Here is a 25,947-nt window from a genome sequence, read left to right as displayed (position 1 = left end):
AGTTGCGTCCGATTGCGGGCTCAGGCGAGCTCGGCGGTGCGCTGCTTCGCGCTGCGCAGCCAGCCGAGGCCTTCGACGGTCGTCGTGCGCGGCTTGTACTCGCAGCCGATGTGGCCTTCGTAGCCGAGCGAGTCGAGCAGATCGAACAGGAACGGGTAGTTGATTTCGCCGGTGCCGGGTTCGTTGCGGCCAGGATTGTCGGCGAGCTGGATGTGCGCGATCTTCGCGAAGTGCTTCTTGATCGTCGCGGCGAGTTCGCCTTCCATGCGCTGCATGTGATAGATGTCGTACTGCAGGAACAGGTTGTCCGAGCCGGTCTTTTCGATCACGTCGAGCGCTTCGGCCGAGCGGTTCAGCGCGAAACCGGGGATGTCGTACGCATTGCACGGCTCGACCAGCAGGCGGATGCCTTCGCGTTTGAGCTCACCCGCGGCGTAGCGCAGGTTCTCGACGATGGTGGCGCGTGCCGTGTCGCGATCGACGCCGGCCGTCGGAATGCCGACGAGACAGTTCAGTTGCGGCACCTTGAGCGCCTTCGCGTATTCGATCGCGCGGCCCACGCCTTCCTTGAACTCGCCGCGGCGCTCGGGCAGGCAGGCAATGCCGCGCTCGCCCGCTTCCCAGTTGCCGGCGGGCAGGTTGTGGAGGACGAGCTTGAGCCCGTTGACCTCGAGGCGCTCGGCCAGTTCGGCGGCCTTGTACGGATACGGGAACAGGAACTCCACGGCGTCGAAGCCCGCTTGTGCGGCCGCTGCGAAGCGATCGAGGAAGGGCACTTCGTTGAACAGCATGGTGAGGTTCGCGGCGAATTTTGGCATGGTGCTGGGTCTCGCTGGTCGGTCAGTAAAAGAAGTCAGGCAGCGCGCCGATGCCTTGCGCGCTGCCCGTGATGCGGGCTCGAATACGCTCAGTCGAGGGCATTCATCGCGCTGATGGCAGTCGGCGCGTGCTCGGGCTTTTCGGCCAGTTCCTCGAACTCGTTGATGGCGTCGATTTCGGTGCCCATCGAGATGTTGGTCACGCGCTCGAGAATCACTTCGACGACGACCGGCACGCTGTGCTCGGCGGCGAGCGCCTGGGCCTCTTTAAGCGCCGGGGCGATCTCTTCGGGCTTGAACACGCGCAGCGCCTTGCAGCCGAGGCCTTCGGCGACCGTCACGTGATCGACGCCATAGCCGTTCACTTCAGGCGCGTTGATGTTCTCGAACGCGAGCTGCACGCAGAAGTCCATGTCGAACGCGCGCTGCGCCTGGCGGATCAGGCCGAGATACGAGTTATTCACGACGACGTGCACGTACGGCAGCTTGAACTGCGCGCCCACGGCCAGCTCTTCGACCATGAACTGGAAGTCGTAGTCGCCCGAGAGCGCCACGATGGGACGCGTCGGATCGGCTGCGCGCACGCCGAGCGCCGCGGGAATCGTCCAGCCGAGCGGGCCCGCCTGGCCGCAGTTGATCCAGTTGCGCGCCTTGTACACGTGCAGGAACTGCGCGCCGGCGATCTGCGAAAGGCCGATGGTGCTCACGTAGCAGGTGTCGCGGCCAAACGCCTTGTTCATCTCTTCGTACACGCGTTGCGGCTTGATCGGCGTGTTCTCGAAGTGCGTCTTGCGAAGCATCGTGCGCTTGCGCTCCTGGCAGTCGGCCACCCACGCGCTGCGATCCTTCAGCTTGCCCGCGGCCTTCCATTCCCTGGCGATTTCGACGAACAGTTCGAGTGCGGCCTTCGCGTCCGAGACAATGCCGAGATCCGGGCCGAACACGCGGCCGATCTGCGTCGGTTCGATATCGACGTGCACGAACTTGCGACCCTTCGTGTACACCTCGACGCTGCCCGTATGGCGGTTCGCCCAGCGGTTGCCGATGCCGAGCACGAAGTCGGAGGCGAGCATCGTGGCGTTGCCGTAGCGATGCGAGGTCTGCAGGCCGACCATGCCGGCCATGAGCGGATGGTCGTCGGCAATCGCGCCCCACGACATGAGCGTCGGGATCACGGGCACGCCCACGGTTTCGGCGAACTGCACGAGCAGGTCTTCGGCTGCCGCGTTGAGCACGCCGCCGCCCGAGACGATCAGCGGCTTGTCGCTCGCGTTGAGCAGTTCGAGCGCGGCTTCGATCTGCTTGCGCGTCGCTTTCGGCTTGTAGACCGGCAGCGGCTCATACGTGTCGATGTCGAATTCGATTTCGGCGAGCTGCACGTCGATCGGCAGATCGACCAGCACCGGACCCGGACGGCCCGAGCGCATCAGATGGAACGCCTGCTGGAACACGCGCGGCACGAGCGCCGGCTCGCGAACGGTCACCGCCCACTTGGTGACGGGCTTGGCGATCGACTCGATGTCGACGGCCTGGAAGTCTTCCTTGTAGAGGCGGGCGCGCGGCGCCTGGCCCGTGATCGCGAGGATCGGAATCGAATCGGCCTGGGCCGAGTAGAGGCCCGTGATCATGTCGGTGCCCGCGGGGCCCGAGGTGCCGATACACACGCCGATGTTGCCCGGCGTGGCGCGCGTATAGCCTTCGGCCATGTGCGAGGCGCCTTCGACGTGGCGGGCCAGCACGTGCGTGATGCCGCCGGCCTTTTTCATCGCCGAATAGAACGGATTAATGGCTGCGCCCGGCACGCCGAAAGCGGTGTCGATGCCTTCTTTTTCGAGCACCAGAACGGCGGCGTCGACGGCTCTCATTTTGGCCATGATTGTCTCCTGAATGTCTCGTATGCGAGGAATGGCGATGCGTTGAGGCCCACTTTAGGGGCGCAGGAAAGGTTTGATAAGATCAGTCCAGGTCGTTTATTCCGAAACAAAAAGTATGGAATGCCGGCGGGAGGGGGCTTTCCGGCTCGCAACCCGACGGGGGAGACACGCAATGGACCGCTTCAAGCAGATCGAGACCTTCGTGCGCGTCGCGGACGCGGGCAGCCTCGCGGCGGCGGCGCTCGAGGAAGGCGTTTCGCCGGTGATCCTCGGGCGTCGTATCGACGCGCTGGAAAAGCGCCTCGGCGTGAAGCTCATCTACCGTTCCACGCGGCGGCTCGTGGTGAGCGAGGAGGGCGCAGCCTTTCTCGAGCGCTGCCGCGGCCTGCTCGCCGACTGGGACCAGGCCGAAAACGAACTGTCCGCCGGGCGCCAGGTGGTGAGCGGCCATCTAATTGTTTCGGCGCCGGCGGCGTTCGGGCGCAAGCACGTCGCGCCGCTCGCGCCCGAGTTCCTCGCCGACAAGCCCGAACTGCAGGTGTCGTTCAACCTCACCGACCGCGTGGTCGATCTCGTGCGCGAGGGCTACGACCTGTCGATCCGCATCGGCGGCGCGGTGGACCCGAACTTCGTCGCCGTGAAGCTCGCCACCAACCGGCGCGTTGTGTGCGGCACGCCCGAATATTTCCGCAAGCATGGGCGGCCGAAAACGCTCGAAGACCTGCCGAACCACAACTGCCTCGCGTTCAACCTGCAGGGCGGCCAGAACCGCGGCTGGTACTTCAGCCGCGGCGGCAAGCTCGTCACCGTGCGCGTGGGCGGCACGCTCGACTGCAACGACGGCGAACTGCTGCACCGCTGGGTGACCGAGAGCCTCGGCCTCGGCTGGCGTTCGACCTGGGAGATCGACGCCCAGCTCGCGCGCGGCGAACTCGAAACGGTGCTCGACGAATACGCGCTGCCCGATTACGACATCCTCGCGGTGTATCCGCAGCAGCGCTACGTGCCGGCGCGCGTGCGCTACTTCATCGACTATCTCAAGGAGGTCTACGTGCGGCCGGGGTACTGGGCCGGCGCGTAGTCGCGCGTTTCGCATTTATTTTTCGTTTTCGTGCGCACGGAGCGGGAATAAACTGGCCCGAGCTTCGGTAGTGCCTGTATGCGGCCAAGGTCGCGCAAGCCAAACGAAGACGCGAGGGGACGACGTGGGAGAAACCGCGTACGAGCAGGACGAGGCCGCACGCAGCCGCCGCTTTCAGGCGCTGGCGCTGCCGCATCTCGATGCGGCCTACAACCTCGCGCGCTGGCTCTCGCGCAACCCAGGCGACGCGGAAGATATCGTCCAGGAGGCGTTTCTGCGGGCGTTCCGCTTTTTCGACGCGTTTCGCGGCGATGAAGCCCGCCCCTGGCTGCTCGCGATCGTACGGGGGGTCTGGTACGACGAATGGCGGCGGCGCGCGGGCGCGGAAGAAGTGGCGCCGTTCGACGAGTTGCGCGACGACGCGCCGCTCGAAGGCTGGGAAACGGGCGGCATCGATCCCGAGACGCTCGCGATCCGCGCCGAAGACACCCGTTATGTGCAGGATGCGCTCAGGCGCCTGCCGGTGGAGTATCGGGAAGTACTGGTGCTGCGCGAGCTGGAGGAGCTGGGCTATCGCGAGATCGCCGCGATCGCCGATCTGCCGCTTGGCACCGTGATGTCGAGGCTCGCACGCGGGCGCAGGCGGTTGGCGACGCTGCTGGCGGCGTACCACGGCGGCGAGCGCAACAGGTCGGCGGCAGGTAATGCAGTCGATGAGACTGCAGACGATTCGGTTGTCCGCGCCCACGGCTGCGCAGACGACAGGGCAGGAGTCGGGGGAAGCAGTCAAGCCAGGAGACCATCCGGCCGGGGGAACGGCGGTCGGTTCCGCGAGGAGCCGGCCGCCGACGGCGGAGCGCCGTTGCGCCCTCGCTCTCAAACCGAAGGCCCGAACGACGGAGGCGCCCGATGAACTGTAACGAAGCGCGCCCGCTGGTCGACGCGAGCGTCGACCGCGAACTCTCCGCCGCCGACGAATGGCGAGTACGCGAACACCTCGCGGGCTGCGAGCAGTGCCGCCGTGTCGCCGACGATGCGCAGGCCATCTCTCGATTGATCCGCTGCGCGCCATACCACCGTGCGCCGGCTGGGCTGGCTGCGCGTATCGTCGCGGCATTGCCGGCGACGGACGTACCGCCGGCGAAGGCAATGCCTTCGCCAACCCCCGCGCGCGCTTCGGGCGGCTGGCGCGCCTGGCTACGCAACTGGTGGCCGGGCAGCGGCGGCGGCGCGCGAGGCGAGGCGGGCGGTCGTGGCTGGGGCGCTGCGTCCGTCAACGCGGGGCCGCACGCGGCCACGCTCGCGTGGTTCGGCTGTGCGGTGTTGATCCTTTGCGCGCTGGCAGTGATTGCCACGCTGCATCTGCGCCGCCCGGCCGCTGAGACGGCCTTCGTCGACGATCTCGTTTCGAGCCACGTGCGGGCCCAGATTTCGGGCCGCGATATCGACGTGATCTCGACGGATCGTCATACCGTGAAGCCATGGTTCAATGGCCGGATCGACTACGCGCCGCCTGTCTTCGATCTGGCGCAGCAGGGCTTTGCGCTCGCGGGTGGACGTCTCGATTATGTGGGGCGCGAACGCGTTGCCGTGCTCGTCTATCACCATGGCAAGCACGTGATCGATGTCTATGTGTTCCCGCCGGGCGTGAACGGACCGGCCGTCTCGGGCGCCGCGCCGCAGAGTTCGAGCGAAGGCTACGCGCTCCTGCGCTGGCAGGCGGCGGGCATGACCTTGTGGGCGGTGTCGGACGCCGGTGCGGACGCGCTCGACGGCCTGCGCGCGGCGCTCGACGCCCGTCTCGCGGGCGGCGCGAGCGAGGCGGCCGGCAGCTAGGCTGTCGCCTCACACGGCCGCACAGGGGCGCCTTCATGGCGCTCCTCGCCGCGCAAGTCATTGAAAACACGCCCGAATCATCGCCCGAACGCACGATCTATCTTGCGTGCGTAGCCCATCCGCGCTACAATCTTCGGCTTCTCACTTGCCGCACCGGTTCCGACGCCCGGGTGGCTTAAATCCACAAGGAGTGATACATGCGTCATTACGAAATCGTCTTCATCGTGCATCCCGATCAGAGCGAGCAGGTGCCCGCCATGATCGAGCGCTACAAGAGCACGATCACCGCGCACGGTGGCCAGATCCACCGCATCGAAGACTGGGGCCGTCGTCAACTGGCCTACATGATCGAGAAACTCGCGAAGGCTCACTACGTCTGCATGAACATCGAATGCGACCAGGCCACGCTCGACGAACTGGAACACGCGTTCAAGTTCAACGACGCTGTTCTGCGTCACCTCATCGTCAAGATGAAGAAGGCCGAAACCGGCCCGTCGCCGATGATGAAGGAAGTGCAGCGCGAAGAAGCCAAGAAGGCGGCTGCCCAGCCGACCGAAGCGCAGGCTTAAGTACGTAAGCCATCAGGATTCGAGCAAAGTCATAGCCAACCCCGCGTGAACAGGCTGCAACTTACCGCTAGCGTCGTCGAACGCGAACCGGTGCGGTATACCCCCGCCGGCGTTCCGATCGCAAGCGTCACGTTGCAGCATCGCACGGAGGTCGTCGAAGCCGGCATTCCCCGCTTCGTCGAACTCACGATGCCCGCGGTCGCGGCCGGCAAGGCCTGCGGTCTCGTAGAAAGCTGTGAGATGGGCGTGGAAGCGCTCTTCACCGGTTTTCTGGCGAAAAAGCACCGCAATGCGCGAACCCTGGTGTTTCACATCACCGAAATGCAAGGCACAGGAAAGGACTAATCATGCCCCGCCCGACTGGTAAGAAATTCGACAAGCGTCGTCAGCAACAAAACCCGCTCTTCAAGCGCAAGAAGTTCTGCCGCTTCACGGCTGCAAACGTCGAACAAATCGACTACAAGGACCTCGACACGCTGAAGGACTTCATCGGCGAAAACGGCAAGATCACGCCGGCTCGTCTGACGGGTACGAAGGCACACTATCAGCGTCAGCTGGACACGGCTATCAAGCGCGCGCGTTTCCTCGCGCTGATGCCGTACACCGACCAGCACAAGGCCTAATAAGACGACGCGATAAGGAGCAATAGAATGCAGATCATTCTTCTGGAAAAAGTCGTCAACCTGGGTAACCTCGGCGACATCGTCAAGGTGAAGGACGGTTACGCACGTAACTTCCTGATCCCGAACAAGAAGGCACGCCGTGCTACGAAGGACGCAATCGCTGAATTCGAAGTCCGCCGCGCAGAACTCGAAAAGGTCGCCGCTGAAAAGCTGGCCGCCGCGCAAGCCGAAGGCGAAAAGCTGAACGGCCTGACCGTCCAGATCGGCCAGAAGGCCGGCGTGGACGGCCGCCTGTTCGGTTCGGTCACGAACGCGGACATCGCCGTTGCGCTCACGAAGCAAGGCTTCGCAGTGGAAAAGGCGCAAGTGCGTCTGCCGGAAGGCCCGCTGAAGATGGTGGGCGACCACCCGGTGCAGGTCGCGCTGCACACCGACGTCGTCGTCGACGTCACGGTGTCGGTGCTGGGCGAGCACGCCTAAGTACCCACGTGCGGTCCTCGCGGGCCGCGCGGTTTGACGCAGGACTCAGGAAGGGCAGGAGCCGCAGGGCTTCTGCCTTTTTTGTTGTGCGCTGCCTGGACGCTACGCGCGTTGCAAGTTTTCAAGCTTGTTCGAGGCACCCCCTTGTCCGATAATTGCCCTCCATGAACGCTCCGAAAGATCCCCAACTCGACTCGCTGAAAGTCCCGCCGCACTCGATCGAAGCCGAGCAATCGGTGCTCGGCGGCCTGCTGCTGGATAACGGCGCATGGGACCGGATCGCCGACTTCCTCTCGCAAAGCGACTTCTATCGCTACGATCACCGCATCATCTTCGAGCACATTGGCCGGCTGATCGCCGCCACGCGCCCGGCCGACGTGGTGACGGTGTACGAGGCGCTCGGCACCTCGGGCAAGGCGGATGACGTAGGCGGCCTCGCGTACCTGAACGCACTCGCGCAGAACACGCCGAGCGCCGCGAACATTCGCCGCTACGCGGAAATCGTGCGTGACCGCGCGGTGCTGCGCCGGCTCGTTTCCGTCGCCGACGAAATTTCCGCCGACGCCTTCAACCCGCAGGGCAAGGAAGTGCGCCAGCTGCTCGATGAGGCCGAGTCGAAGGTGTTCTCGATCGCCGAAGACGGCGCGCGCGGCACCCAGGGCTTCCTCGAGATCGGGCCGCTGCTCACGCAGGTCGTGGAGCGCATCGATACGCTCTATCACACGGCCAACCCGAGCGACGTGACGGGCACGCCTACTGGCTTCATGGACCTCGACCGCATGACGTCGGGCATGCACGGCGGCGAGCTGATCATCGTGGCAGGGCGCCCCTCGATGGGTAAGACCGCGTTCTCGATGAACATCGGCGAGTACGTGGCCGTGGAGTACGGCCTGCCGGTGGCGGTGTTCTCGATGGAAATGCCGGGCACGCAGCTCATCATGCGTATGCTCGGGTCGGTGGGCCGTCTGGATCAGCACCGCATGCGTACGGGCCGCCTGACCGACGAGGATTGGCCGAAGCTCACGCACGCCGTGCAGAAAATGAGCGAGGCGCAGATCTTCATCGACGAAACCGGCGGCCTGAATCCGATGGAATTGCGCTCGCGCGCGCGGCGTCTGTCGCGCCAGTGCGGCAAGCTCGGGCTCATCATCATCGACTACCTGCAGCTGATGAGCGGCTCGGGCACGGGCGAGAACCGCGCGACCGAAATCTCCGAAATCTCGCGTTCGTTGAAGAGCCTCGCCAAGGAACTCGACGTGCCGGTGATCGCGCTCTCGCAGCTGAATCGCGGTCTGGAGCAGCGTCCGAACAAGCGGCCGGTGATGTCGGACCTGCGCGAATCGGGCGCAATCGAACAGGACGCGGACGTCATCCTGTTCATCTATCGCGACGAAGTCTACAACCCCGACAGCCCCGACAAGGGCACGGCCGAAATCATCATCGGCAAGCAGCGTAACGGTCCGATCGGACCGGTTCGCCTCACGTTCCACGGTCAATACACGAAGTTCGATAATTTTGCCGGGGCGCAGACCTTCTACGGCGAATAACGCAAAGCGTTGCGCGGCTTGCGCCAAAGTGGCGCAAATGCCGCGTTGGCGGCTGCCGATCCATACGGTAGCTCTCGCCTGACGATACAATATTGCCGTTTCATGACAGTCAGCTCTGTCGCTTATTTTGCCGCGAAGTCACCGCTTCGTGACGGCAATCCGAGACCAATTTCCGGGATACCAATGTTCGGTCGATTCATGCCCACCGAGGGCAAGTTCTTCGAGATTTTCAATGCGCATGCGAAATGCATCGTTTCCGCGAGCCGCGAACTCGAACTCCTGATCGATAACCTCGCTGACGCCGAGGTTCACAAGCAGAATGTGCAGGCCTCCGAAAAGGCCGCCGACAAGCTCACGCACGAGGCGATCGACCTCCTGCACAAGACCTTCATCACACCGCTCGACCGCGACGAGATCCACAAGCTGATCACGACGATGGACGACTGCCTCGACCTGATGGAAGACGTCGCCACGGCCATTTCGCTCTACGACGTGCAAGCTGTGACCGCCGAGGCGAGCCAGCTGGCGCACGTGGTGACAGCCACGGCCGAGCGCGTGCAGCTGGCGGTGGGGCTCCTCTCCGACATGAAGCAGGCGCGCGAGATTCTGAAGGCCTGTGAGGACATCGACCGCCTCGAATCCGACGCCGACCGCTTGCTGCGCGCGGCCATTTCGAAGCTCTTCCGCGAGGAAGACGACGTCAAGAACCTGATCAAGCTGAAGGCCATCTACGAACTGCTCGAAGCGATCACGGACAAGTGCGAGGATGTCGCGAACATCATCGAAGGCATCGTGCTAGAGAACGCCTGAGCGCCCTGCGATGCAATCGATACAACTCGCTCTCTGGGCGGTCGCGACTCTCGTCGCCATCGCTCTCGTCTTCGACTTCATGAACGGTTTTCACGACGCGGCGAATTCCATCGCCACGGTCGTGTCCACGGGTGTCCTGAAGCCGCAGCAGGCGGTGGCCTTCGCCGCCATGTTCAACGTGATCGCCTACTTCGTGTTCCACCTGAAGGTGGCGCAGACGGTAGGCAAGGGCACCATCGACCCCGATATCGTCGACCACTACGTGGTGTTCGGCGCGCTGATGGGCGCGATCGGCTGGAACGTGCTCACCTGGTACTACGGCATTCCGTCGAGTTCGTCGCACGCGCTGATCGGCGGTCTCGTGGGCGCGGCGCTCGCGAAGTCCGGCTGGGCCTCGCTCAACTTCGACGGCCTCATGAAGACCGTGGCGTTCATCTTCATCTCGCCGCTGCTCGGTTTCGTGCTGGGTTCGTTCTTCATGCTCACGGTGTCGTGGCTGTACTTCCGCACGCCGCCCAGCAAGGTCGACCGGCGTTTCCGGCGCCTGCAGCTGCTTTCCGCGAGCCTCTATAGCCTCGGCCACGGTGGCAACGACGCGCAGAAGACCATCGGCATCATCTGGATGCTGCTGATCGCAACGGGCTACTCGGCGATCGGCTCGGACGCGCCGCCCATCTGGGTGATCGGCGGCTGCTATCTGTCGATGGGGCTCGGCACGCTGTTTGGCGGCTGGCGCATCGTACGCACGATGGGGCAGAAGATCACCAAGCTCAAGCCGGTGGGCGGTTTCTGCGCGGAGGCGGGCGGGGCGCTCACGCTCTTCACGGCTTCGTCGCTGGGCATTCCCGTTTCGACCACGCACACGATTACCGGCGCGATCGTCGGCGTTGGCGCGACGCAGAAGCTCAGCGCGGTGCGCTGGGGCGTGGCGGGCAACATCGTCTGGGCCTGGGTGCTGACCATACCGGCCTCGGCCACGCTGGCCGCGGCCGCGTGGTGGCTCGGTCACCGCTTCATGTAAAACCTGCGGCGCCTTCGGGCGCCGCAGTGTTTTTGAGGCCTTGCCCGCGCGCTGGCGGGCGCTTCAGATCAGCGGCGTACTCGCCCCATCCATCGGAATGAGCGCGCCGGTGACGTAGCTCGCGCGGCGGCTCGCGAGGAAGAGCGCGACATCGGCAATCTCTTCCGGCTTCGCATAGCGTCCGAGCGGCACCTTCGATTCGCCGCTCGCCAACGCCTCCTGTGCACCGACGCCCGCGCGTTGCGCCTCCAGCTGAACGGCCTCCTGCAGCCGTTCCGTGAGCGTCGCGCCGGGGTTGATCGCATTGATGCGGATGCCGTAGCGCGCGTGGTAGTGCGCGAGGCCCACGGTCGCGAGCATCAGCGCCGCGTTGGCCGCGCCGCCCGCGATATGGATGTCGCTCGCGAACTTGCCACCCATGCCGATGATGTTGACGATGGCCCCGGGCTCCATGCTCTCGCCCGACTTGATCCGCTGCACCATGCGGCGCAGCACCTCCTGCTGCGGGTAGATGTAGGGGAAATATTTCGCCTCCATCGTGGCCCTGAACGCGTCCGCATCGAGCATTTCCGGGTCGTAGCGGCGTGCGGCGCCCGCGCTGTTGACGAGGATATCGATGGGGCCGACCGCGGTGGAGACTTCTTCGACCACGTCGGCGGCGCTATGCGCTTCGTGCAGGTCCGCGCGCGTGAGGTGTACGTGCAGGCCAACGCTTGCCAGTTGCTCGCGGGCGCGCGCGAGATTGGCGGGGTCGCGCGAGACGATCGCCACGCGGGCACCTTCCTGCGCAAAGGCGCGCGCGCAGGCAAGGCCAATGCCCTTGCTGCCGCCCGTCACGAGTACCACCTTCTTGCTGAGTCCAAGATCCATCGTCGCCTCGCTGCGCGAAAGTATGAAAAACGGTCCCAAAACGATAGCAGAGGCGCGGGGCGCCGCAAACCGCTGCAAGCACGCTTGGCCGTCCGGCCGGGGGCAACAGGCCGCTCAGCGACGCGGCGGCGCCGCTTCAGTCGCCGCCGTTGGCAAAGCGCGCGATGGGGTCGTCGCTGGACTGGGTCGGGGCGGGCACGGCTGAGCCGGCTGTCGAGGCGCGCATGATCTGCGCGCCACCCGCGGCCGGCGACGCCGCCTGGATCGGCGTCGAGCCCACTTGGCCGGCCTGGCGCGCCGCTGCGCTTGCGGTGGGCGGCGGGGGCTCGAAGGCGTCGGCGGCGGCGTCGATGGCGTCGCGCGGGGCGCTGGCGGCGGGGCTGGCAGCGTAGGCAGGCGTGTTGTTGTTGCCGGGCGCAACCGCGGGTGCGAGCACGCCCGCGTCGCGTGCCTGCGTTTGCGCCGCGCCGAGCGAGGCGGGCGGCGGCTCGAATGCGTCGGCCGGGGCGGGGGCGGCCGGGGATGCCGTCGGCGCGGCGGCTGGCGTTGCCGCATAGGCGGGCTGCGGTGCGGCGACGATACGGTTCTGGCTCGCGGCCACGGCTCGCGGCGCGGGCTGCGCCGCCGCAGCGGGCGCGACGCTGGCCATTGCGACAGCCGGTGGCGCGGCGTTCGCACCAGGCACGCGTTCAGGCGGCGCAGACGCTTCCCAGGTCGGCGTCTCGAACGGCGTGCGCTTGGGCGGCGCCATGCGGCGGATGCCGTCGAAGCGCCTGGCCCAGTAGGGGTTGGTCAGATAGTCGAGACGCACCGTGCCGCCCGTCGAAGGCGCGTTGACGAAGCGCAGGTTGCCGACGTAGATCCCGACGTGCGAATGCGGCCGCCCCGTCGTATTGAAGAAGACGAGGTCGCCGGCGGCAATCTCGTCGGGCTCGATCGTTTCGCCGCGCATACTCATGTCGGCCGTGGTGCGGGGCAAGTCCACCGAGGCCGAGCGCGCGAGCACGTATTTGACGAGACCGCTGCAATCGAAGCCGCTATCGGGCGTATTGCCGCCCCAGCGATACGGAATGCCGACGAGGCCCATCGCCTGGATCGAGATTTCCTCGCGGCCCACGCTGTGATCGACGAAATTGGGAAAGCCCGGCGGCTTGGTGCGCCACGCGTTTTCGCTGGCAGACGAACCGCTGCGCGATACCCTTTGCGGCGCACTGGAGCACGCGGCAAGCAGGACTGCAATCAGAAGCGGAAGCCAGAGTCGACGCATGAAGCGGAGGTGGCGCGCGCGACGCTCGCGCCATCGGGAAAACGGGTCATGGGCGGATGGTAGCCCGCCTGTCAGGGCTTTCGCAAGAATTCTTCACAACTTACTTGAAGTTCGTGCGCCAACTGTTGTGCCTCGGGAACGCCCGGGCAATAAAAAAGGACCGTATCCGGTTCCCCGGATACGGTCCTCGCCATCTGCACGGGCGCCCCAGAAAGGCGGCGCCCAGCGAATGGATTACAGGATATCGGACGCGTAATCGGCAAGCCGCGAGCGTTCGCCGCGTGCGAGCGTCACGTGGCCGCTGTGCGCCCAGCCCTTGAAGCGGTCCACCACGTAGGTGAGGCCGGAACTGCCTTCGGTCAGATACGGCGTGTCGATCTGCGCGATGTTGCCGAGACACACGATCTTCGTGCCCGGACCCGCGCGCGTGACGAGCGTCTTCATCTGCTTCGGCGTCAGGTTCTGCGCCTCGTCGATGATCAGATACTTGTCCACGAACGTGCGACCGCGCATGAAGTTCATGCTCTTGACCTTCAGGCGCGAGCGAATCAGCTCCTGGGTCGCGGCGCGGCCCCATTCGCCGGCGGCGTCGTCGGTCTTCTGGAGGACTTCGAGGTTGTCGTCGAAGGCGCCCATCCACGGCTGCATCTTTTCTTCTTCGGTGCCCGGCAGGAAACCGATGTCCTCGCCAACCGGCACGGTCGCGCGCGTGACGATGATCTCGTTGTAGCGCTTCTCGTCGAGCACTTGCGCGAGGCCCGCCGCGAGTGCGACGAGCGTCTTGCCCGTGCCGGCCTGGCCGAGCAGCGTGACGAAGTCGATCTCCGGGTTCATCAGCAGGTTCAGCGCGAAGTTCTGCTCGCGGTTGCGCGCCGTGATGCCCCACACGTTGTTCTTGTGGTGGCCGTAGTCGCGCAGCGTCTGCAGGAGCGCCGTCTTGCCGTTAAGCTCGCGCACGATCGCGTGGAATGCCGGTTCGCCGTTCTGCGGCTCGAGATAGACGAACTCGTTCACGAGCATCGACAGGCACTCGGGACCCGTCACGCGGTAATACGTCGTGCCGGTCTTGGTGTCCTGCCAGGACTCCATGCCCTTGGCGTGCTTCGACCAGAAGTCCTGCTGGAGGGCGCGCACGCCCGAGTACAGCAGGTCCTTGTCTTCGAGAACCTGGTCGTTGAAGTAGTCTTCCGCAGGCAGGCCGAGCGCATGGGCCTTGATGCGCATGTTGATGTCTTTCGACACCAGGACGACGAGGCGGTCCGGCCGGTCGCGCTGCAGCGCGCGCACCACGCCGAGGATCTGGTTATCGGCCTTGCCCTGGGGCAGGCCGTCGACCGGATCGATATGCGTGAGCGTGGTCTGGAAGTACAGGCGTCCAAGCGCCTCCCGGCTGCCGAGGCGGCCGAGCGAAATGCCTTCCGAGATCGGGCCCGCATTGGCGACCAGCTGGTCGAGCGTGCGGCTCACCTGGCGCGCGTTGCGCGCCACTTCCGACATGCCCTTCTTGTGGTTGTCGAGCTCTTCCAACGTCATCATCGGCAGATAGACGTCGTGTTCCTCGAAACGGAACAGGCAGGTCGGGTCGTGCATCAGCACGTTCGTGTCGAGCACGAAGAGCTTCTGGACTTCGGTGCTCTCTTCGGGATGCACGCGCTTTTTCGCGCCGGCGCGCGCAGCGGGCGCAGCAGCGCCGCCGGAGGCTTTGGCCGAGGCGGGTTTGCCGCCGCGCGCCACGGGCGTGTCGTCAGCTTCGATGCGTGCCTCGAGAGGCTGCAGCAGCGCGGCCGCGACTTGCTTGCTGTTGTTGCGCTTGCTGCGCGCGGGCGCCGGTGCGACCGGTTCGAGCGCGGCCAGTTCGGCGCTGGCGCTCGAAAGCGGCACCGTGCGCAAGGTGGTCGCGGCGTTGGCGGCCTGCGTCATCGGCTCGGCGACACTGCCGGGGCCGTATTCTGCAACGTCGGCCGCGTCGTTCTCGCTCGCGGCCTTGCGTGTGCTGCGCGTCGTGCGGGCACGCGCCTTGTATTCTTCGGGCGGCAGCAGGTTGCCGAGCTTGCTGGGGGGAGTAGGCAAAGGCATGGTGTCCCTCGAAAAAATCGGGTCGAGTGGTCGCGGGGTTACCCAGTAAGGCGCGCTTTCGGGCGGTGCGTGCGGGTGCCGGGTAGGCCCCCGTCGTTACTGCGCAAGGTGCGCGCTCAGGTCAGAAAATGCCGGTTCGCCTGGTTTTCGATCAGCTCCTTGACGTTTGCGCGCGCCGGGTCGCAAAGCCGGCGCGAACGGGGAGAAAAGCGGGAGAGAACAGCATCGAACAAACAAAAAAGCCGCCGCCCCGGATGACGAGGCAAGCGGCTTCACTTCGGTGTTGTCCCGTTGCCTCGGATACGCACTTCCGGTCATTCCATGACCGGCTGCGAAACCGCCGCAACGCGACGTAAAAAGGGTTGGACAGGCACTCATTGCAGCCCAATATAACGCTCCTCAAAGCGCTTGTACAGCCTCCAGAACGTCCTCGACATGGCCCGGGACCTTGATGCCGCGCCACTCCTGGCGCAGCACGCCGGTCGCGTCGATCAGGAAGGTCGAGCGTTCGATCCCTCGTACCTGTTTGCCATACATTTTCTTCAATTTGATGACGTCGAAGAGCGTGCACAGCGCTTCGTCGGCATCCGATACCAAGGTAAACGGCAGTTCGAGCTTGGCCTTGAAGTTATCGTGCGAGCGCACGCTGTCGCGCGACACGCCCACGATCTGCGCGCCGGCCTTTTTGAACTTCGGTGAGAGGTCGCGGAACTGCAGGCCTTCGGTCGTGCAGCCCGGCGTGTTGTCTTTCGGATAGAAGTACAGCACCACCTTGCTGCCCTTCAGGCTCGACAGCGTGAAGTCGCCGCCGGTAGCGGGGGCGGTGAAGTCGGGAACGGGGTGGTCGACTGCGATGGTCACGTCAGGCACGTGGCTCTCCCTTTGTTATTGACTGGCGTTGCCGCAGCGCGCGGCGCCGGTTCGCCGGGACGGCGTGCCGCCCGCGGCGGGGTGTTGCGCGGGCGTGGGTCCTGGCAGGCACTGAGCGGCGCGCGGGCGGCGGATTCAGTCGGGCTGAACGATCAGCTGGCCGGAGCGGCCGGCGATCTCGCCCCAGGTGACAGGGTACGATGGCAGCGAATCCGGGTCCAGCGTCGCATGGTAGTCGCCCATCGTGGCAAACGTGTGGCCTTGCGCGCGCCAGCCGGCGAGCAGCTGCTCGAACACCGGGGCGAGCTTCTGGCCTTCGAGTTCGGCGTGCAGCGTGAAGACCTGGTCGTGCGGGTTGTTTTCGGTGCGCTTGAGCATCCAGGCGGCGACCGTATCGGTATCGACGCCATCCACACCGAGCACCTCGTCGAGCGTGGGCAGCGTGGTGGGCATCTGCACGTGGTTCAGCGTGCGGCCCGCCACCACCGGACGGTAGGGCGAATGACCGCGCCCGTCGGAGGCGTAGCGCATGCCCCACGTGTCGATCTGCTCGAAAGCGGCCTCGTTCATCTGCCAGCCCGCCGCGCCGTGCGTGACGGGCGGCGTGCCGAAGATGCGCGTGAAGCGGTCGTGGCTCTTCTGCATCTGGCGCGCGGTCCACTGCGCGTCGCGCTTGCGCACGTTGTCCTGCCAGTACACGTGATCCCACGTATGGATGCCGCACTCGAAGCCGGCCTCGTGAATCGCGCGCATTTCAGCCGCGGCTTCCACGCCGATGTCGGGGCCCGGCAGCAGCACGCCGTACATCAGCTGCTTCACGCCGTAGTGCTCGACCACCGACGTGCGCGAGACCTTCTTGAGAAAGCCCGGCCGCAACACGCGGCGCAGCGCCCAGCCCGTGTGATCGGGGCCGAGGCTGAACAGGAACGTGGCGCGCGCCTTGTAGCGGTCGAAGATGCGCGCGAGGTTCGGCACGCCTTCGCGCGTGCCGCGCAGCGTGTCAACGTCGATTTTCAGGACGATGCGGGCCAAGAGGCGGGGACCTTTCTCTGATGCTTAGTGTTGCTCGACGAGCGCACGCGCTTCGGCGACGTGGCCGCGGTACGCTTCGAAGATCTTGCGCAGCGCTTCGTCGAAGGTCGACTTCGGCGCCCAGCCGAGTTCCTGCTTCGTGTTGTCGATCTTCGGCACGCGGTTCTGCACGTCCTGATAGCCCGCGCCGTAGTACGCACCCGACGACGTTTCGACGAGCTGCACCTTCTTCGCCGTTTCCGCGTATTCCGGGAATTCGGCGGCGAGCGCCAGCATCTTGTGCGCGAGTTCGCGCACCGAGAAGTTGTTGGTCGGGTTGCCGATGTTGTAGATCTTGCCCGTGGCGACGCCGTCCTTGTTCTCGATGATCTTCATGAGCGCTTCGATGCCGTCGTCGATGTCGGTGAACGCGCGTTTTTGCGCGCCGCCATCCACGAGGCTGATGTTCTCGCCGCGCACGATGTGGCCGAGGAACTGCGTCACGACGCGCGACGAGCCTTCCTTCGGCGTGTAGATCGAGTCGAGGCCCGGGCCGATCCAGTTGAACGGACGGAACAGCGTGAAGTTCAGGCCTTCCATGCCGTAGCCCCAGATCACGCGGTCCATCAGCTGCTTCGAGCACGCATAGATCCAGCGCGGCTTGTTGATCGGGCCGTAGGTCAGCGCCGAGGCGTCCGGGTCGAACTGCTCGTCCGAGCACATGCCATAGACTTCCGACGTCGACGGGAAGACGAGGTGCTTGCGGTACTTCACGGCCGAACGCACGATCGGCAGGTTCGCTTCGAAGTCGAGCTCGAACACGCGCAGCGGCTGCTGCACGTAGGTGGCGGGCGTCGCGATGGCGACCAGCGGCAGGATCACGTCGCACTTCTTGACGTGGTACTCGACCCACTCCTTGTTGATCGTGATGTCGCCTTCGAAGAAGTGCATCCGCTCATGCTTGACGAGGTCGCCGAGGCGATCCGTCTGCATGTCCATGCCGAACACTTCCCAGTTCGTGCTTTCGAGGATGCGTTTGGAGAGGTGGTGGCCGATAAAGCCGTTCACACCCAGGATCAGAACTTTTTTGGTCATGGACGGGGGACAGATGAAATGAGTTCGGAGAACGCGGCGGGGCTGATGACGGTCTCCTGACCGTCATGCGCATGCCGCAGTTCGTGGATCGCGATGGCGCGTGCGTCGCCGCAGACGGCGAAAAACGCATTATCGCTTACGTGGATGCCGGCGGGCAATCCGGCGAGGGGGCGGACCCTTTCGGCGTCTTGCGAGCCGGGGCGCACGAGCCGCGCGCGGGCAATCACGAAACGCTCGTTGCCGATCTCGGTGAACGCGCCCGGATAGGGCGGCGCGACGGCGCGGATCAGGTTGTACACGTGTTGCGCGCTCTCGCCGAAATCGATGCGGCCGTCCTCCGGCTTGCGCCCGCCGTAGTAGCTGCCCTTCGTGAGATCGTTCGGCAGGTGCGGCGCCTCGCCCGCGATCAGCGCGGGCAGCACACGCCAGAGCGTCTGCTCGGCGGCGACCGTCACCTTGTCGAAGACCTGCGCGGCGGTGTCGTCGGGCAGGATCGGCACCGGGGTCTGCGCGACGATCGCGCCCGCGTCGGGCTTCGCGCCCATTTCGTGCAGCGTGGCGCCCGTTTCGGTTTCGCCGTTGAGCACGGCCCAGTTCGTGGGCACGCGGCCGCGGTATTTCGGCAGCAGCGAGCCGTGCACGTTGTACGCGCCGCGCCCGGCGAGCGCGAGCAGGTCCACGGGCAGCATGTGCCGGTAGTAGAACGAGAAGATGAAGTCCGGGCGCGCCGCGGAAACGGCCGCGCGCAGCTCGGCGCTCTTCGGGTCGGCGGGCGTGACGACTTCGATGCCATGCTCCTCGGCCACCGACTTCACGCTGCCGAACCAGATGTTCTCGGTCGGGCTGTCTTCATGTGTGACGACGAGCGCCACGTCGACGCCGCCCGCGAGCAACACCTGCAGACAACGCACGCCCACGTTGTGATACGCGAAGACAACGGCGCGCGGTTTCATTGGCCGGCTCCTTCGTTGGCCGGGTTCGTGGTGGCCGGCCGTGCAGCCGTACCGGCCGCTCGCGTGGGTTCAGCCGGCTGCGCGAAGGCGGCGGCCTGCATGAAATCCTGGCGCGGCGCATCGACGACGGCGCGGCCATTGCGCTCCTCGAGGATCGTCTGGATCAGGTAACGCGGACGCGCGCGCACCTGCTGGTAGATGCGGCCGATGTACTCGCCGAGCAGACCGAGCGCGAAGATGATCACGCCGAGCAGGAAGAACGTGATGGCGAAGAGCGTGAACACGCCTTGCACTTCCGCGCCGAGGATGAAGCGGCGAATCAACAGCAGCAGGAAGAGGCCTGCGGAGCCGAGCGAGAGGATCACGCCGATGAACGAGAGCCACTGCAGCGGCACGACGGAGAAGCCCGTCACGAGGTCGAAATTCAGGCGAATCAGGCTGTAGAGCGAGTACTTCGATTCGCCCGCGAAGCGCTCTTCATGCGCCACCTCGACCTCGACCGGGTTCTGCGAGAACGTGTAGGCGAGCGCCGGAATGAAGGTGTTGATTTCGCCGCAGCGGTTGATCGTGTCGATGATGCGGCGGTTGTACGCGCGCAGCATGCAGCCCTGGTCGGTCATCTTGATGCGCGTGATGCGCTCGCGCAGACGGTTCATCGCCTGCGAGGCCTTGCGCCGCCAGAGGCTGTCCTGGCGCTGCTTGCGGATGGTGCCGACGTAGTCGTAGCCCTCGCGCATCTTCTCGACGAGCTTGCCGATTTCCTCGGGCGGATTCTGCAGGTCGGCGTCGAGCGTGATGACGATCTCGCCGCGGGCCTGCTCGAAGCCCGCGAGAATCGCCATGTGCTGGCCGTAGTTGCCGTTGAGCAGGATCGCGCGCGTGGTATCGGGCCGCGCGCGGAACTGCTCCGCGAGCATCGCGGCCGAGCGGTCGCGGCTGCCGTCGTTGATGAAGATCACTTCGTACGAGGTGCCGAGCTTGTCGAGCGCCGGATAGAGGCGCGCGAACAGCGCGGGAAGGCCAGCTTCCTCGTTGTAGACCGGAATGATGACCGAGACTTCCGGCGTGTCCGGGGTCAAGGTGCCTTGTTCCGTTTGACTCATGTGTGCGTCGATTCCGTTATTGGATGCTTCGGTTTGCTGCATGCGCAAATCGGCGGCGCGTGCGCTGCGCCGTCCGCCTGCGTTTCCCCTGTGTCGACCCGGGTCCCGAGGTGGCGCTTTGACGCTGACTCGGGTCCCATGCCCGCCGGGGCGGCGTTATGCCGTCCCCGACTTCCGTTACTGCCTGTTTTGCCAACTACTTCGCAAACTTCGCGCAGATTTCGTTCACCGCGCCGCACACGCGCGCCACGTCGGCTTCGGTCATTTGCGTGAAGAGCGGCAGCGTGACCGTGCTCGCGCCGAAGCGCTCCGCGTGCGGGAACATGCCCGCCTTGAAACCACGCTCGCGGTAGAGCGTGAAGAGGTGGATGGCCGGGTAATGCACGCCCGAGCCGATGCCGCGCTCCTTGAGTTCGCCCATGAAACCGGCGCGGTCGATCGCGAGCTGGTCGAGCGGCAGCGTGATCTGGAACATGTGCCAGTTGCTGTTGGCGAAATCGGCGAGCGGCAGGCCGACGCCGAGCTTAACCGCCGCGCCGCCTTCGAAGCCGGCGAAGTAAGCCCGCGCAAGCTCGCGGCGCTGCCGGATGAAGCGCTCGATGTGCTTGAGCTGGCCGAGCCCGACGCGCGCCGCCACATCCGTGAGATTGTACTTGCCGCCGAGCACGTCGCAGTCCATCCCGTCGAAGCCCGTACGCGTAATGCCCTGGAGGCGGTACTTCTGCGCGAGCACGGCCTCGGCTTCATCGTTGAGGGCGAGCGCGCCGCCTTCGATCGACGTCAGGTTCTTGTTGGCGTGGAAGCTGAACGAGACGATATCGCCGATCGCGCCGATGCGCTTGCCGTTCCAGCTCGAGCCGAACGCCTGCGCGGCGTCCTCGATCACACGCAGCTTGTACTGGCGGGCGATCGCGTAGAGCCGGTCCATGTCGACGGGCAGGCCCGAGAGGAAGACCGGGATGATGGCTTTGGTCTTCGGCGTGATGGCGGCTTCGAGCTTGTCGAGGTCGATGTTGCGCGTGACGGGATCGATGTCGGCGAACACGGGCGTCGCGCCAACTTCGTAGACCACATTGCTGGTCGCGACCCACGAGGCGGGCGTGGTGATGACTTCGTCGCCGGGACCCACGCCGGCAAGGCGCAAACCGATTTCGAGCGTCGCCGTGCCCGAGTTGAAGGTGCGCACGGGACGGCCGCCGCAGTATTCGGAGAGCGCCGCCTCGAACGCCTGGTTCTGCGGGCCGGTCGTGATCCAGCCCGAGCGCAGCACGTCGACGACGCCCTGGATGGTTTCCTCATCGATTTCGGGACGCACGAACGGCAGGAACGGGAGGGGCGACTGCGGGGATGACTGGGTCATGAGTGCTTTGCTCTTTGCTCGTCAGAAAGTGGGGCCGGGCAGCAAGGCCGCCGCGGCGCATCTTACGAAATGCTTATATGGGCGCAATATGCTGCGCTGCAAGCGGCCTCGCCACGCGCGCCAGAAGCGCGCGCCGCGGCGCGTTAGCTGCGCGCCAGCACGAACACGCCGATCAGGATGATGCCGATACCCACGAGCCGCTGCACGCTCAGCACCTCGCCGAACAGATACCACGCCGCGAACGCGTTGACCACGTAGCCGAGCGAGAGCATCGGGTAGGCGATCGAGACGTCCACGCGCGAGAGCCCGACGATCCACACGACCACGCTGAACACGTAGCAGGTGAGGCCGCCGAGAATCGGCACTTGCGTCGCGAGCTTCATGCCAATGGGCAAGATGTTCGCACGGCTGAATTCGAAGTGTCCAACGGCATTGACACCCGCTTTCAGCAACAGTTGCGCGCATGCGTTGAGGCCGACGCCGGCGAGGATGCAGATGAGGGAAATCGGATTCATCGGAAAGGGTGGTTCAACGGGTTATCGGGTTGGGGCAGGAACCGGGCCGGGCCGCGCAGGCCGCGCCGGCCGCTTCAGCCCGTGCCTGCGCGGCCCGCCCAATTATCGCCCATGCGTCAATCGGGGCCAGGAAGCGTTCAGGATTGCGGCTTTTCAACGATCACGCGCCGCGCGTCGCGGGCGATCACCTGCATCGGCAGTCCCTGCGCGGCCAGTTCTTCGTAGCGCTTCACGGGAATCAGCGCGAGCGCATAGTGGTCGGCCTTCCAGCGCGCCTCCCAGTCGGCAATGGTCGGCACCCATTTTTGCGGTTCCTCGGAGATGCCGAAGGCCAGCTCGTCGGTGACTTCGACCATCGTCATCGTATGGCGCACGTAGAAGGGCAGGGTGTGGTCGAGTACGCCCACCGAGTAGAACGGCGTGTCGGGCGGCAGCTTCGCAATGGCGGCGCGCACCGCGGGCGCGAGCGGCGCGCCGGAACTCAGGGTGCCGAACACGTCGTGGCCCGTGCCCGCAATGGTCGCGAGCAGCAGCCACGCCGTGCCGAGCGCGAGCGCCGGTGCGCGCGCGCCGGTTTCGGGCGTGCGCTTCGCGCGGTTCAGGCGCAGGCCGACCATGGTGACGACGAAGGCCACCGCGGCCGCGGCGAACACCCAGACCTGGAACTCCCGGTAGAGCGCGTTCGGATTGCGCGCGTCGCCGAGCCGCGTGAGCACGAACGAGCCCGCCATCAGCACGACGGCGAACAGCGCGTAGCCCACGAGATGCTTGTTCCACTGGGCCCGCGTCATGACTGGCAGGTACATGCCGATGATGAGCGCCACGGGCGGCGCAATCGGCAGGACGTAGGAGACGAGCTTGGAGTGCGAGGCGCTGAAGAACAGGAAAATGAACACCGTCCACACGATCATCAGCGTGACGGGCGAGAAACCGTTGGGCTGACGCGGCGCGCGCAGCGCATGGCGCACGCTCTGCACGCTGACCGAAAGCCACGGCAGGAAGCCCACCAGCATGACCGGCACGAAGTAGTAGAACGGGCCGGGGCGGTTCTGCGCGGGCGTGAGGTAGCGCTGGAACTGCTGGACGATGAAGAAGAAGTTGAAGAACTCGGGATTGCGCTGCTGCACGAGGATGAACCACGGCGACACGATCGCGAAGAACACGATCAGGCCGCTCACGAGATAGAGGCGCTTCCAGAGCGCCCAGTCGCGCGAAATCGCCGTATAGAGCACGAGCACGGCGCCCGGCAGGATCAGGCCGACGAGGCCCTTGGACAGCACCGCCATCGCCATGGCCGCCCAGCACGCCCACATCCACAGGCGCGCGTTCGCTTTGGGCAGGCTCGGACGCTGCGCGAGCAGCAGCGCGCACAGCGAGAGCTGCATCCAGAACGACAGGCCCATGTCGAGCGTGTTGAAATGGCCCATCAGGTTCCAGTACGGCGCGCAGGCAAGCACGACCGCGGCGAAGAAGCCCGTGGCGGCGTTGAACACCCGCGCGCCGGTGAAGCCGATCAGCAGCACGCCCGCGAAGCCGGTGAGCGCCGTGTACAGGCGCGCCTGCCACTCGCCGATGCCGAACCACGCGAAGGTGAGCGCGTTCATCCAGGTTTGCAGCGGCGGCTTTTCGAAGTACTTGTAGTCGTTGTAGCGCGGCGTGATCCAGTCGCCGCTCGCGAGCATTTCGCGCGCCATTTCGGCGTAGCGGCCTTCGTCGCTCGGCAGCAGGTGGCGCCAGCCGAGCGGCAGGAACCAGATCACGGCGAGGGCGAGGATCAGGAGCAGGATCGCGCTGCGCTTGAGCGGTAGCCTCGATGGCGTATCGTTCATGGGTTTCAGCCTGTTCTTGTTGCAGTCGTTGCGGTCGGGGTGCGAAGCGTGCGCGCTGGCCACGCGCGATGTGCGGGCCAGGTCCGGAGCGCGCGCTACGCACGCGGCGCGCAAGTGTACTACGCCGCCGCGCGGCGACCTGATGGCAAGCTTAAGGCGCGTCAGCTTTCGATCAGAAGCGCGGCCGCCACGCGGCGGCCTTCGGCCATGAGGATGTTGTAGGTGCGGCAGGCGGCCTTGAAGTCCATCGCCTCCACGCCGATGCGCTTTGCGGCCAGCGCCGCGGTCAGGCGCGGATGCGGAAAGCGCAGCCGCTCTCCGCTGCCGAACACGACCACTTCGGGGTTCAGCGGGAGCAGCAGCTCGAAGAGCTCGGGCGTGAGGGCGTCGAACGACTGCACCGGCCAGGGGGTGACCGGCGCTTCGGGCATCACGATGATGCTGCCCGTATGGCGTTCGAGGTTCACTTCGACGTAGTCGGCGCCGTAACCGGTCACGGTGTTCAGCGCGGCGCTGGAGTCCTGGTGTAGTTTCAAAACGGGGTTCCGGGGTAAGGGCAGGTCGGGTGCGCAAGCGAGAGGGCGCATATCCTGTGCCGACGCCGGCCTCGGCGCGAACCGCCTTGCAGCCCGCCGTGTCACCCGCTTCGCGACCCGCCTCCTGGCCGATTGCGCATTGCGGAAGTTGGTCAAAATCCGCTAAATTATAGCTTTTTAGCCGCCGCTGCGGCGGCGTCCGCGGGTAGACCGCGCCGGCAGGCCGCTACGCGCGCCATCCGCGCATCGGGCGAGGGCAGCCACAAGCTGCTGGGGCGGCTTTGGGGTGGTCGGGTTGGCCAGCGTACGCTTTGCGAAGCGTCGCGCGTGCGCCCGGCGCTCCCTTCGCATTCGTGCACGGCTTTTGTCCCGCCGGGGGCGCCCTCCGGCTCCCTTGCCTGTCCTGTCCGCCAAGGCGCCATCCGCCGGCCGGCCAACGGCATTTCAGCTTGTTCCAGCCCTTTTACCGCGTCTTACTCGCCGCTGACGCCCTGACTGATTCTCTGACCGCTTCTCTGACCGATAGCCCGCCGTGAAACCGATTCTCAAATCCAACAAGCTGCAGAACGTTTGCTACGACATCCGCGGGCCGGTGCTCGAGCACGCGAAGCGCCTCGAAGAAGAAGGCCATCGCATCATCAAGCTGAACATCGGCAATCTCGCGCCGTTCGGTTTCGACGCGCCCGACGAGGTCATTCAGGACATGATCCTGAACCTGCCGGGCTCCTCGGGGTATTCCGATTCGAAGGGCGTGTTCGCCGCGCGCAAGGCGATCATGCATTACGCGCAGCAAAAGGGCATCAAGGGCGTCGAGCTCGACGACATCTACATCGGCAACGGCGCGTCCGAACTGATCGTGATGGCCATGCAGGCGCTCCTGAACGACGGCGACGAAGTGCTGCTGCCCGCGCCCGACTATCCGCTGTGGACGGCGGCGGTGAGCCTTTCGGGCGGCACGCCCGTGCACTACATCTGCGACGAGTCGAACGCGTGGATGCCCGATCTCGACGACATCCGCTCGAAGATCACGCCGAACACGCGCGCGATCGTCGTCATCAACCCGAACAATCCCACGGGCGCGCTCTATTCGGACGACCTGCTGCGCGGGCTCGTGGCGATCGCGCGCGAGCACGGCCTGATCCTGTTCGCCGACGAGGTCTACGACAAGATCATCTACGACGGCAAGACGCACACGGCGCTTGGCTCGCTCTCGGAAGACGTGATCACCGTCACGCTCAACAGCCTGTCGAAGAGCTATCGCGCGTGCGGCTACCGCGCGGGCTGGATGTTCCTCTCGGGCATGACGGGGGAAAACCGCCGCCGCTCGAAGGACTACACGGAAGGTCTCGGCATTCTCGCCTCGATGCGCCTGTGCGCGAACGTGCCGGGCCAGTACGCGATCCAGACGGCGCTGGGCGGCTACCAGAGCATCAACGAGCTGATCCAGCCGGGCGGGCGCCTGTATCGCCAGCGCGAACTCGCGTACAACATGCTCACGGCCATTCCGGGCGTGACCTGCGTGAAGCCGGAGGCGGCGCTCTACATGTTCCCGCGCCTCGACCCGAAGCTCTATCCGATCGAGAACGACCAGCAGTTCATCCTCGATCTGCTCCTGCAGGAGCGCGTGCTGCTCGTGCAGGGCACGGGCTTCAACTGGAAGCAGCCGGACCACTTCCGCGTGGTGTTCCTGCCGAACGTCGACGACCTGACCGATTCGATCAACCGCATCGCGCGCTTCCTCGACGGTTATCGTCAGCGGCACGGCACCTGAGCCAGCCACACGCATCCCCTTTTCAAACACTT

General features: G+C 65.5%; 25 protein-coding genes. 11 read left to right on the top strand and 14 right to left on the bottom strand.

Annotated elements, in window-relative coordinates; translation table 11 throughout:
• Positions 1-20 precede the first annotated feature (20 nt).
• Entirely contained in the window at positions 21-818 is a 798-nt protein-coding gene (hyi, locus tag AB4Y44_RS22570) for a hydroxypyruvate isomerase (protein WP_342920491.1), read from the bottom strand.
• Between the two features lie 89 nt (positions 819-907).
• A complete protein-coding gene (gene gcl, locus AB4Y44_RS22565; RefSeq protein ID WP_368700937.1) occupies positions 908-2,692 on the bottom strand; it encodes a glyoxylate carboligase in 1,785 nt (594 codons plus the stop codon).
• Positions 2,693-2,864: 172 nt separating this feature from the next.
• Between gcl and AB4Y44_RS22560 the strand changes: the two genes are divergently transcribed.
• The 10 genes from AB4Y44_RS22560 to AB4Y44_RS22515 all read left to right on the top strand — a co-directional run bounded on the left by AB4Y44_RS22560 (position 2,865) and on the right by AB4Y44_RS22515 (position 10,659).
• A complete protein-coding gene (locus tag AB4Y44_RS22560; RefSeq protein WP_368700936.1) occupies positions 2,865-3,773 on the top strand; it encodes a LysR family transcriptional regulator in 909 nt (302 codons plus the stop codon).
• Positions 3,774-3,897: 124 nt separating this feature from the next.
• Positions 3,898-4,686 carry an RNA polymerase sigma factor gene (locus AB4Y44_RS22555; RefSeq protein ID WP_368700935.1) on the top strand — a complete coding sequence of 263 codons (789 nt, stop codon included), beginning with the start codon at positions 3,898-3,900 and terminating at the stop codon, positions 4,684-4,686.
• The gene (locus AB4Y44_RS22550) at positions 4,683-5,609 is read left to right on the top strand and encodes an anti-sigma factor (RefSeq protein WP_368700934.1); all 927 of its coding nucleotides are present in this window, start codon (positions 4,683-4,685) and stop codon (positions 5,607-5,609) included. The genes AB4Y44_RS22555 and AB4Y44_RS22550 overlap by 4 nt, the downstream gene beginning before the upstream one ends.
• 197 nt (positions 5,610-5,806) lie before the next feature.
• Positions 5,807-6,178, top strand: a complete 372-nt coding sequence (gene rpsF, locus AB4Y44_RS22545; RefSeq protein WP_368700933.1) for a 30S ribosomal protein S6 — start codon at positions 5,807-5,809, stop codon at positions 6,176-6,178.
• 45 nt (positions 6,179-6,223) lie between these two features.
• Complete coding sequence (gene priB, locus AB4Y44_RS22540; RefSeq protein WP_028204898.1) at positions 6,224-6,523, top strand: primosomal replication protein N; 300 nt, start codon at positions 6,224-6,226, stop codon at positions 6,521-6,523.
• Between the two features lie 2 nt (positions 6,524-6,525).
• Positions 6,526-6,801: a 30S ribosomal protein S18 gene (gene rpsR, locus AB4Y44_RS22535; protein WP_027797225.1), complete on the top strand. Its 276-nt coding sequence runs from the start codon at positions 6,526-6,528 to the stop codon at positions 6,799-6,801.
• Between the two features lie 27 nt (positions 6,802-6,828).
• Positions 6,829-7,281, top strand: coding sequence for a 50S ribosomal protein L9 (gene rplI, locus AB4Y44_RS22530; RefSeq protein WP_254314096.1), 453 nt, complete (start codon positions 6,829-6,831; stop codon positions 7,279-7,281).
• A 164-nt stretch (positions 7,282-7,445) separates the two neighbouring features.
• Positions 7,446-8,828, top strand: coding sequence for a replicative DNA helicase (locus AB4Y44_RS22525; protein ID WP_069267537.1), 1,383 nt, complete (start codon positions 7,446-7,448; stop codon positions 8,826-8,828).
• Between the two features lie 183 nt (positions 8,829-9,011).
• On the top strand, positions 9,012-9,638 hold the full coding sequence (locus tag AB4Y44_RS22520) for a DUF47 domain-containing protein (protein WP_342920487.1): 627 nt from the start codon (positions 9,012-9,014) through the stop codon (positions 9,636-9,638).
• Positions 9,639-9,648: 10 nt separating this feature from the next.
• Positions 9,649-10,659, top strand: a complete 1,011-nt coding sequence (locus tag AB4Y44_RS22515) for an inorganic phosphate transporter (RefSeq protein ID WP_254314094.1) — start codon at positions 9,649-9,651, stop codon at positions 10,657-10,659.
• A gap of 63 nt (positions 10,660-10,722) precedes the next feature.
• On the opposite strand, the gene AB4Y44_RS22510 is transcribed toward AB4Y44_RS22515, so the two are convergent.
• The 12 genes from AB4Y44_RS22510 to AB4Y44_RS22455 all read right to left on the bottom strand — a co-directional run bounded on the left by AB4Y44_RS22510 (position 10,723) and on the right by AB4Y44_RS22455 (position 24,144).
• On the bottom strand, positions 10,723-11,529 hold the full coding sequence (locus tag AB4Y44_RS22510) for an SDR family oxidoreductase (RefSeq protein ID WP_368700932.1): 807 nt from the start codon (positions 11,527-11,529) through the stop codon (positions 10,723-10,725).
• Between the two features lie 136 nt (positions 11,530-11,665).
• Positions 11,666-12,796 carry a C40 family peptidase gene (locus tag AB4Y44_RS22505; protein WP_368700931.1) on the bottom strand — a complete coding sequence of 377 codons (1,131 nt, stop codon included), beginning with the start codon at positions 12,794-12,796 and terminating at the stop codon, positions 11,666-11,668.
• A gap of 234 nt (positions 12,797-13,030) precedes the next feature.
• The gene (locus AB4Y44_RS22500) at positions 13,031-14,872 is read right to left on the bottom strand and encodes a PhoH family protein (RefSeq protein WP_368700930.1); all 1,842 of its coding nucleotides are present in this window, start codon (positions 14,870-14,872) and stop codon (positions 13,031-13,033) included.
• A 399-nt stretch (positions 14,873-15,271) separates the two neighbouring features.
• The gene (locus AB4Y44_RS22495; protein WP_368700954.1) at positions 15,272-15,733 is read right to left on the bottom strand and encodes a peroxiredoxin; all 462 of its coding nucleotides are present in this window, start codon (positions 15,731-15,733) and stop codon (positions 15,272-15,274) included.
• 144 nt (positions 15,734-15,877) lie between these two features.
• Positions 15,878-16,774 (bottom strand): polysaccharide deacetylase family protein, encoded by an 897-nt coding sequence (locus AB4Y44_RS22490; protein ID WP_028204907.1) that lies wholly within the window; start codon positions 16,772-16,774, stop codon positions 15,878-15,880.
• A gap of 24 nt (positions 16,775-16,798) precedes the next feature.
• The gene (locus AB4Y44_RS22485) at positions 16,799-17,848 is read right to left on the bottom strand and encodes a bifunctional UDP-4-keto-pentose/UDP-xylose synthase (RefSeq protein WP_133184282.1); all 1,050 of its coding nucleotides are present in this window, start codon (positions 17,846-17,848) and stop codon (positions 16,799-16,801) included.
• The gene (locus AB4Y44_RS22480; protein WP_342920483.1) at positions 17,845-18,801 is read right to left on the bottom strand and encodes a formyltransferase; all 957 of its coding nucleotides are present in this window, start codon (positions 18,799-18,801) and stop codon (positions 17,845-17,847) included. The genes AB4Y44_RS22485 and AB4Y44_RS22480 overlap by 4 nt, the downstream gene beginning before the upstream one ends.
• Positions 18,798-19,904: a glycosyltransferase gene (locus AB4Y44_RS22475; protein ID WP_368700929.1), complete on the bottom strand. Its 1,107-nt coding sequence runs from the start codon at positions 19,902-19,904 to the stop codon at positions 18,798-18,800. Before AB4Y44_RS22475 ends, AB4Y44_RS22480 begins: the two co-directional genes overlap by 4 nt.
• A 196-nt stretch (positions 19,905-20,100) precedes the next feature.
• On the bottom strand, positions 20,101-21,264 hold the full coding sequence (locus AB4Y44_RS22470; protein WP_368700928.1) for a DegT/DnrJ/EryC1/StrS family aminotransferase: 1,164 nt from the start codon (positions 21,262-21,264) through the stop codon (positions 20,101-20,103).
• A gap of 143 nt (positions 21,265-21,407) precedes the next feature.
• On the bottom strand, positions 21,408-21,779 hold the full coding sequence (locus AB4Y44_RS22465) for an SMR family transporter (protein ID WP_322033048.1): 372 nt from the start codon (positions 21,777-21,779) through the stop codon (positions 21,408-21,410).
• Positions 21,780-21,916: 137 nt separating this feature from the next.
• Complete coding sequence (locus tag AB4Y44_RS22460; RefSeq protein WP_342920480.1) at positions 21,917-23,608, bottom strand: glycosyltransferase family 39 protein; 1,692 nt, start codon at positions 23,606-23,608, stop codon at positions 21,917-21,919.
• A 161-nt stretch (positions 23,609-23,769) separates the two neighbouring features.
• Complete coding sequence (locus AB4Y44_RS22455) at positions 23,770-24,144, bottom strand: Mth938-like domain-containing protein (RefSeq protein WP_342920479.1); 375 nt, start codon at positions 24,142-24,144, stop codon at positions 23,770-23,772.
• A gap of 532 nt (positions 24,145-24,676) precedes the next feature.
• Here AB4Y44_RS22455 and AB4Y44_RS22450 point away from each other — a divergent pair.
• Positions 24,677-25,915, top strand: coding sequence for a pyridoxal phosphate-dependent aminotransferase (locus AB4Y44_RS22450; RefSeq protein WP_069267526.1), 1,239 nt, complete (start codon positions 24,677-24,679; stop codon positions 25,913-25,915).
• Positions 25,916-25,947 lie beyond the last annotated feature (32 nt).

The sequence above is a fragment of the Paraburkholderia sp. BR10937 genome (assembly GCF_040965695.1).
In the GTDB taxonomy this organism is placed as follows: Bacteria; Pseudomonadota; Gammaproteobacteria; order Burkholderiales; family Burkholderiaceae; genus Paraburkholderia.
Note: the sequence above shows the minus strand (reverse complement) of the source record. Positions and strands in the feature narration are given on the sequence as shown.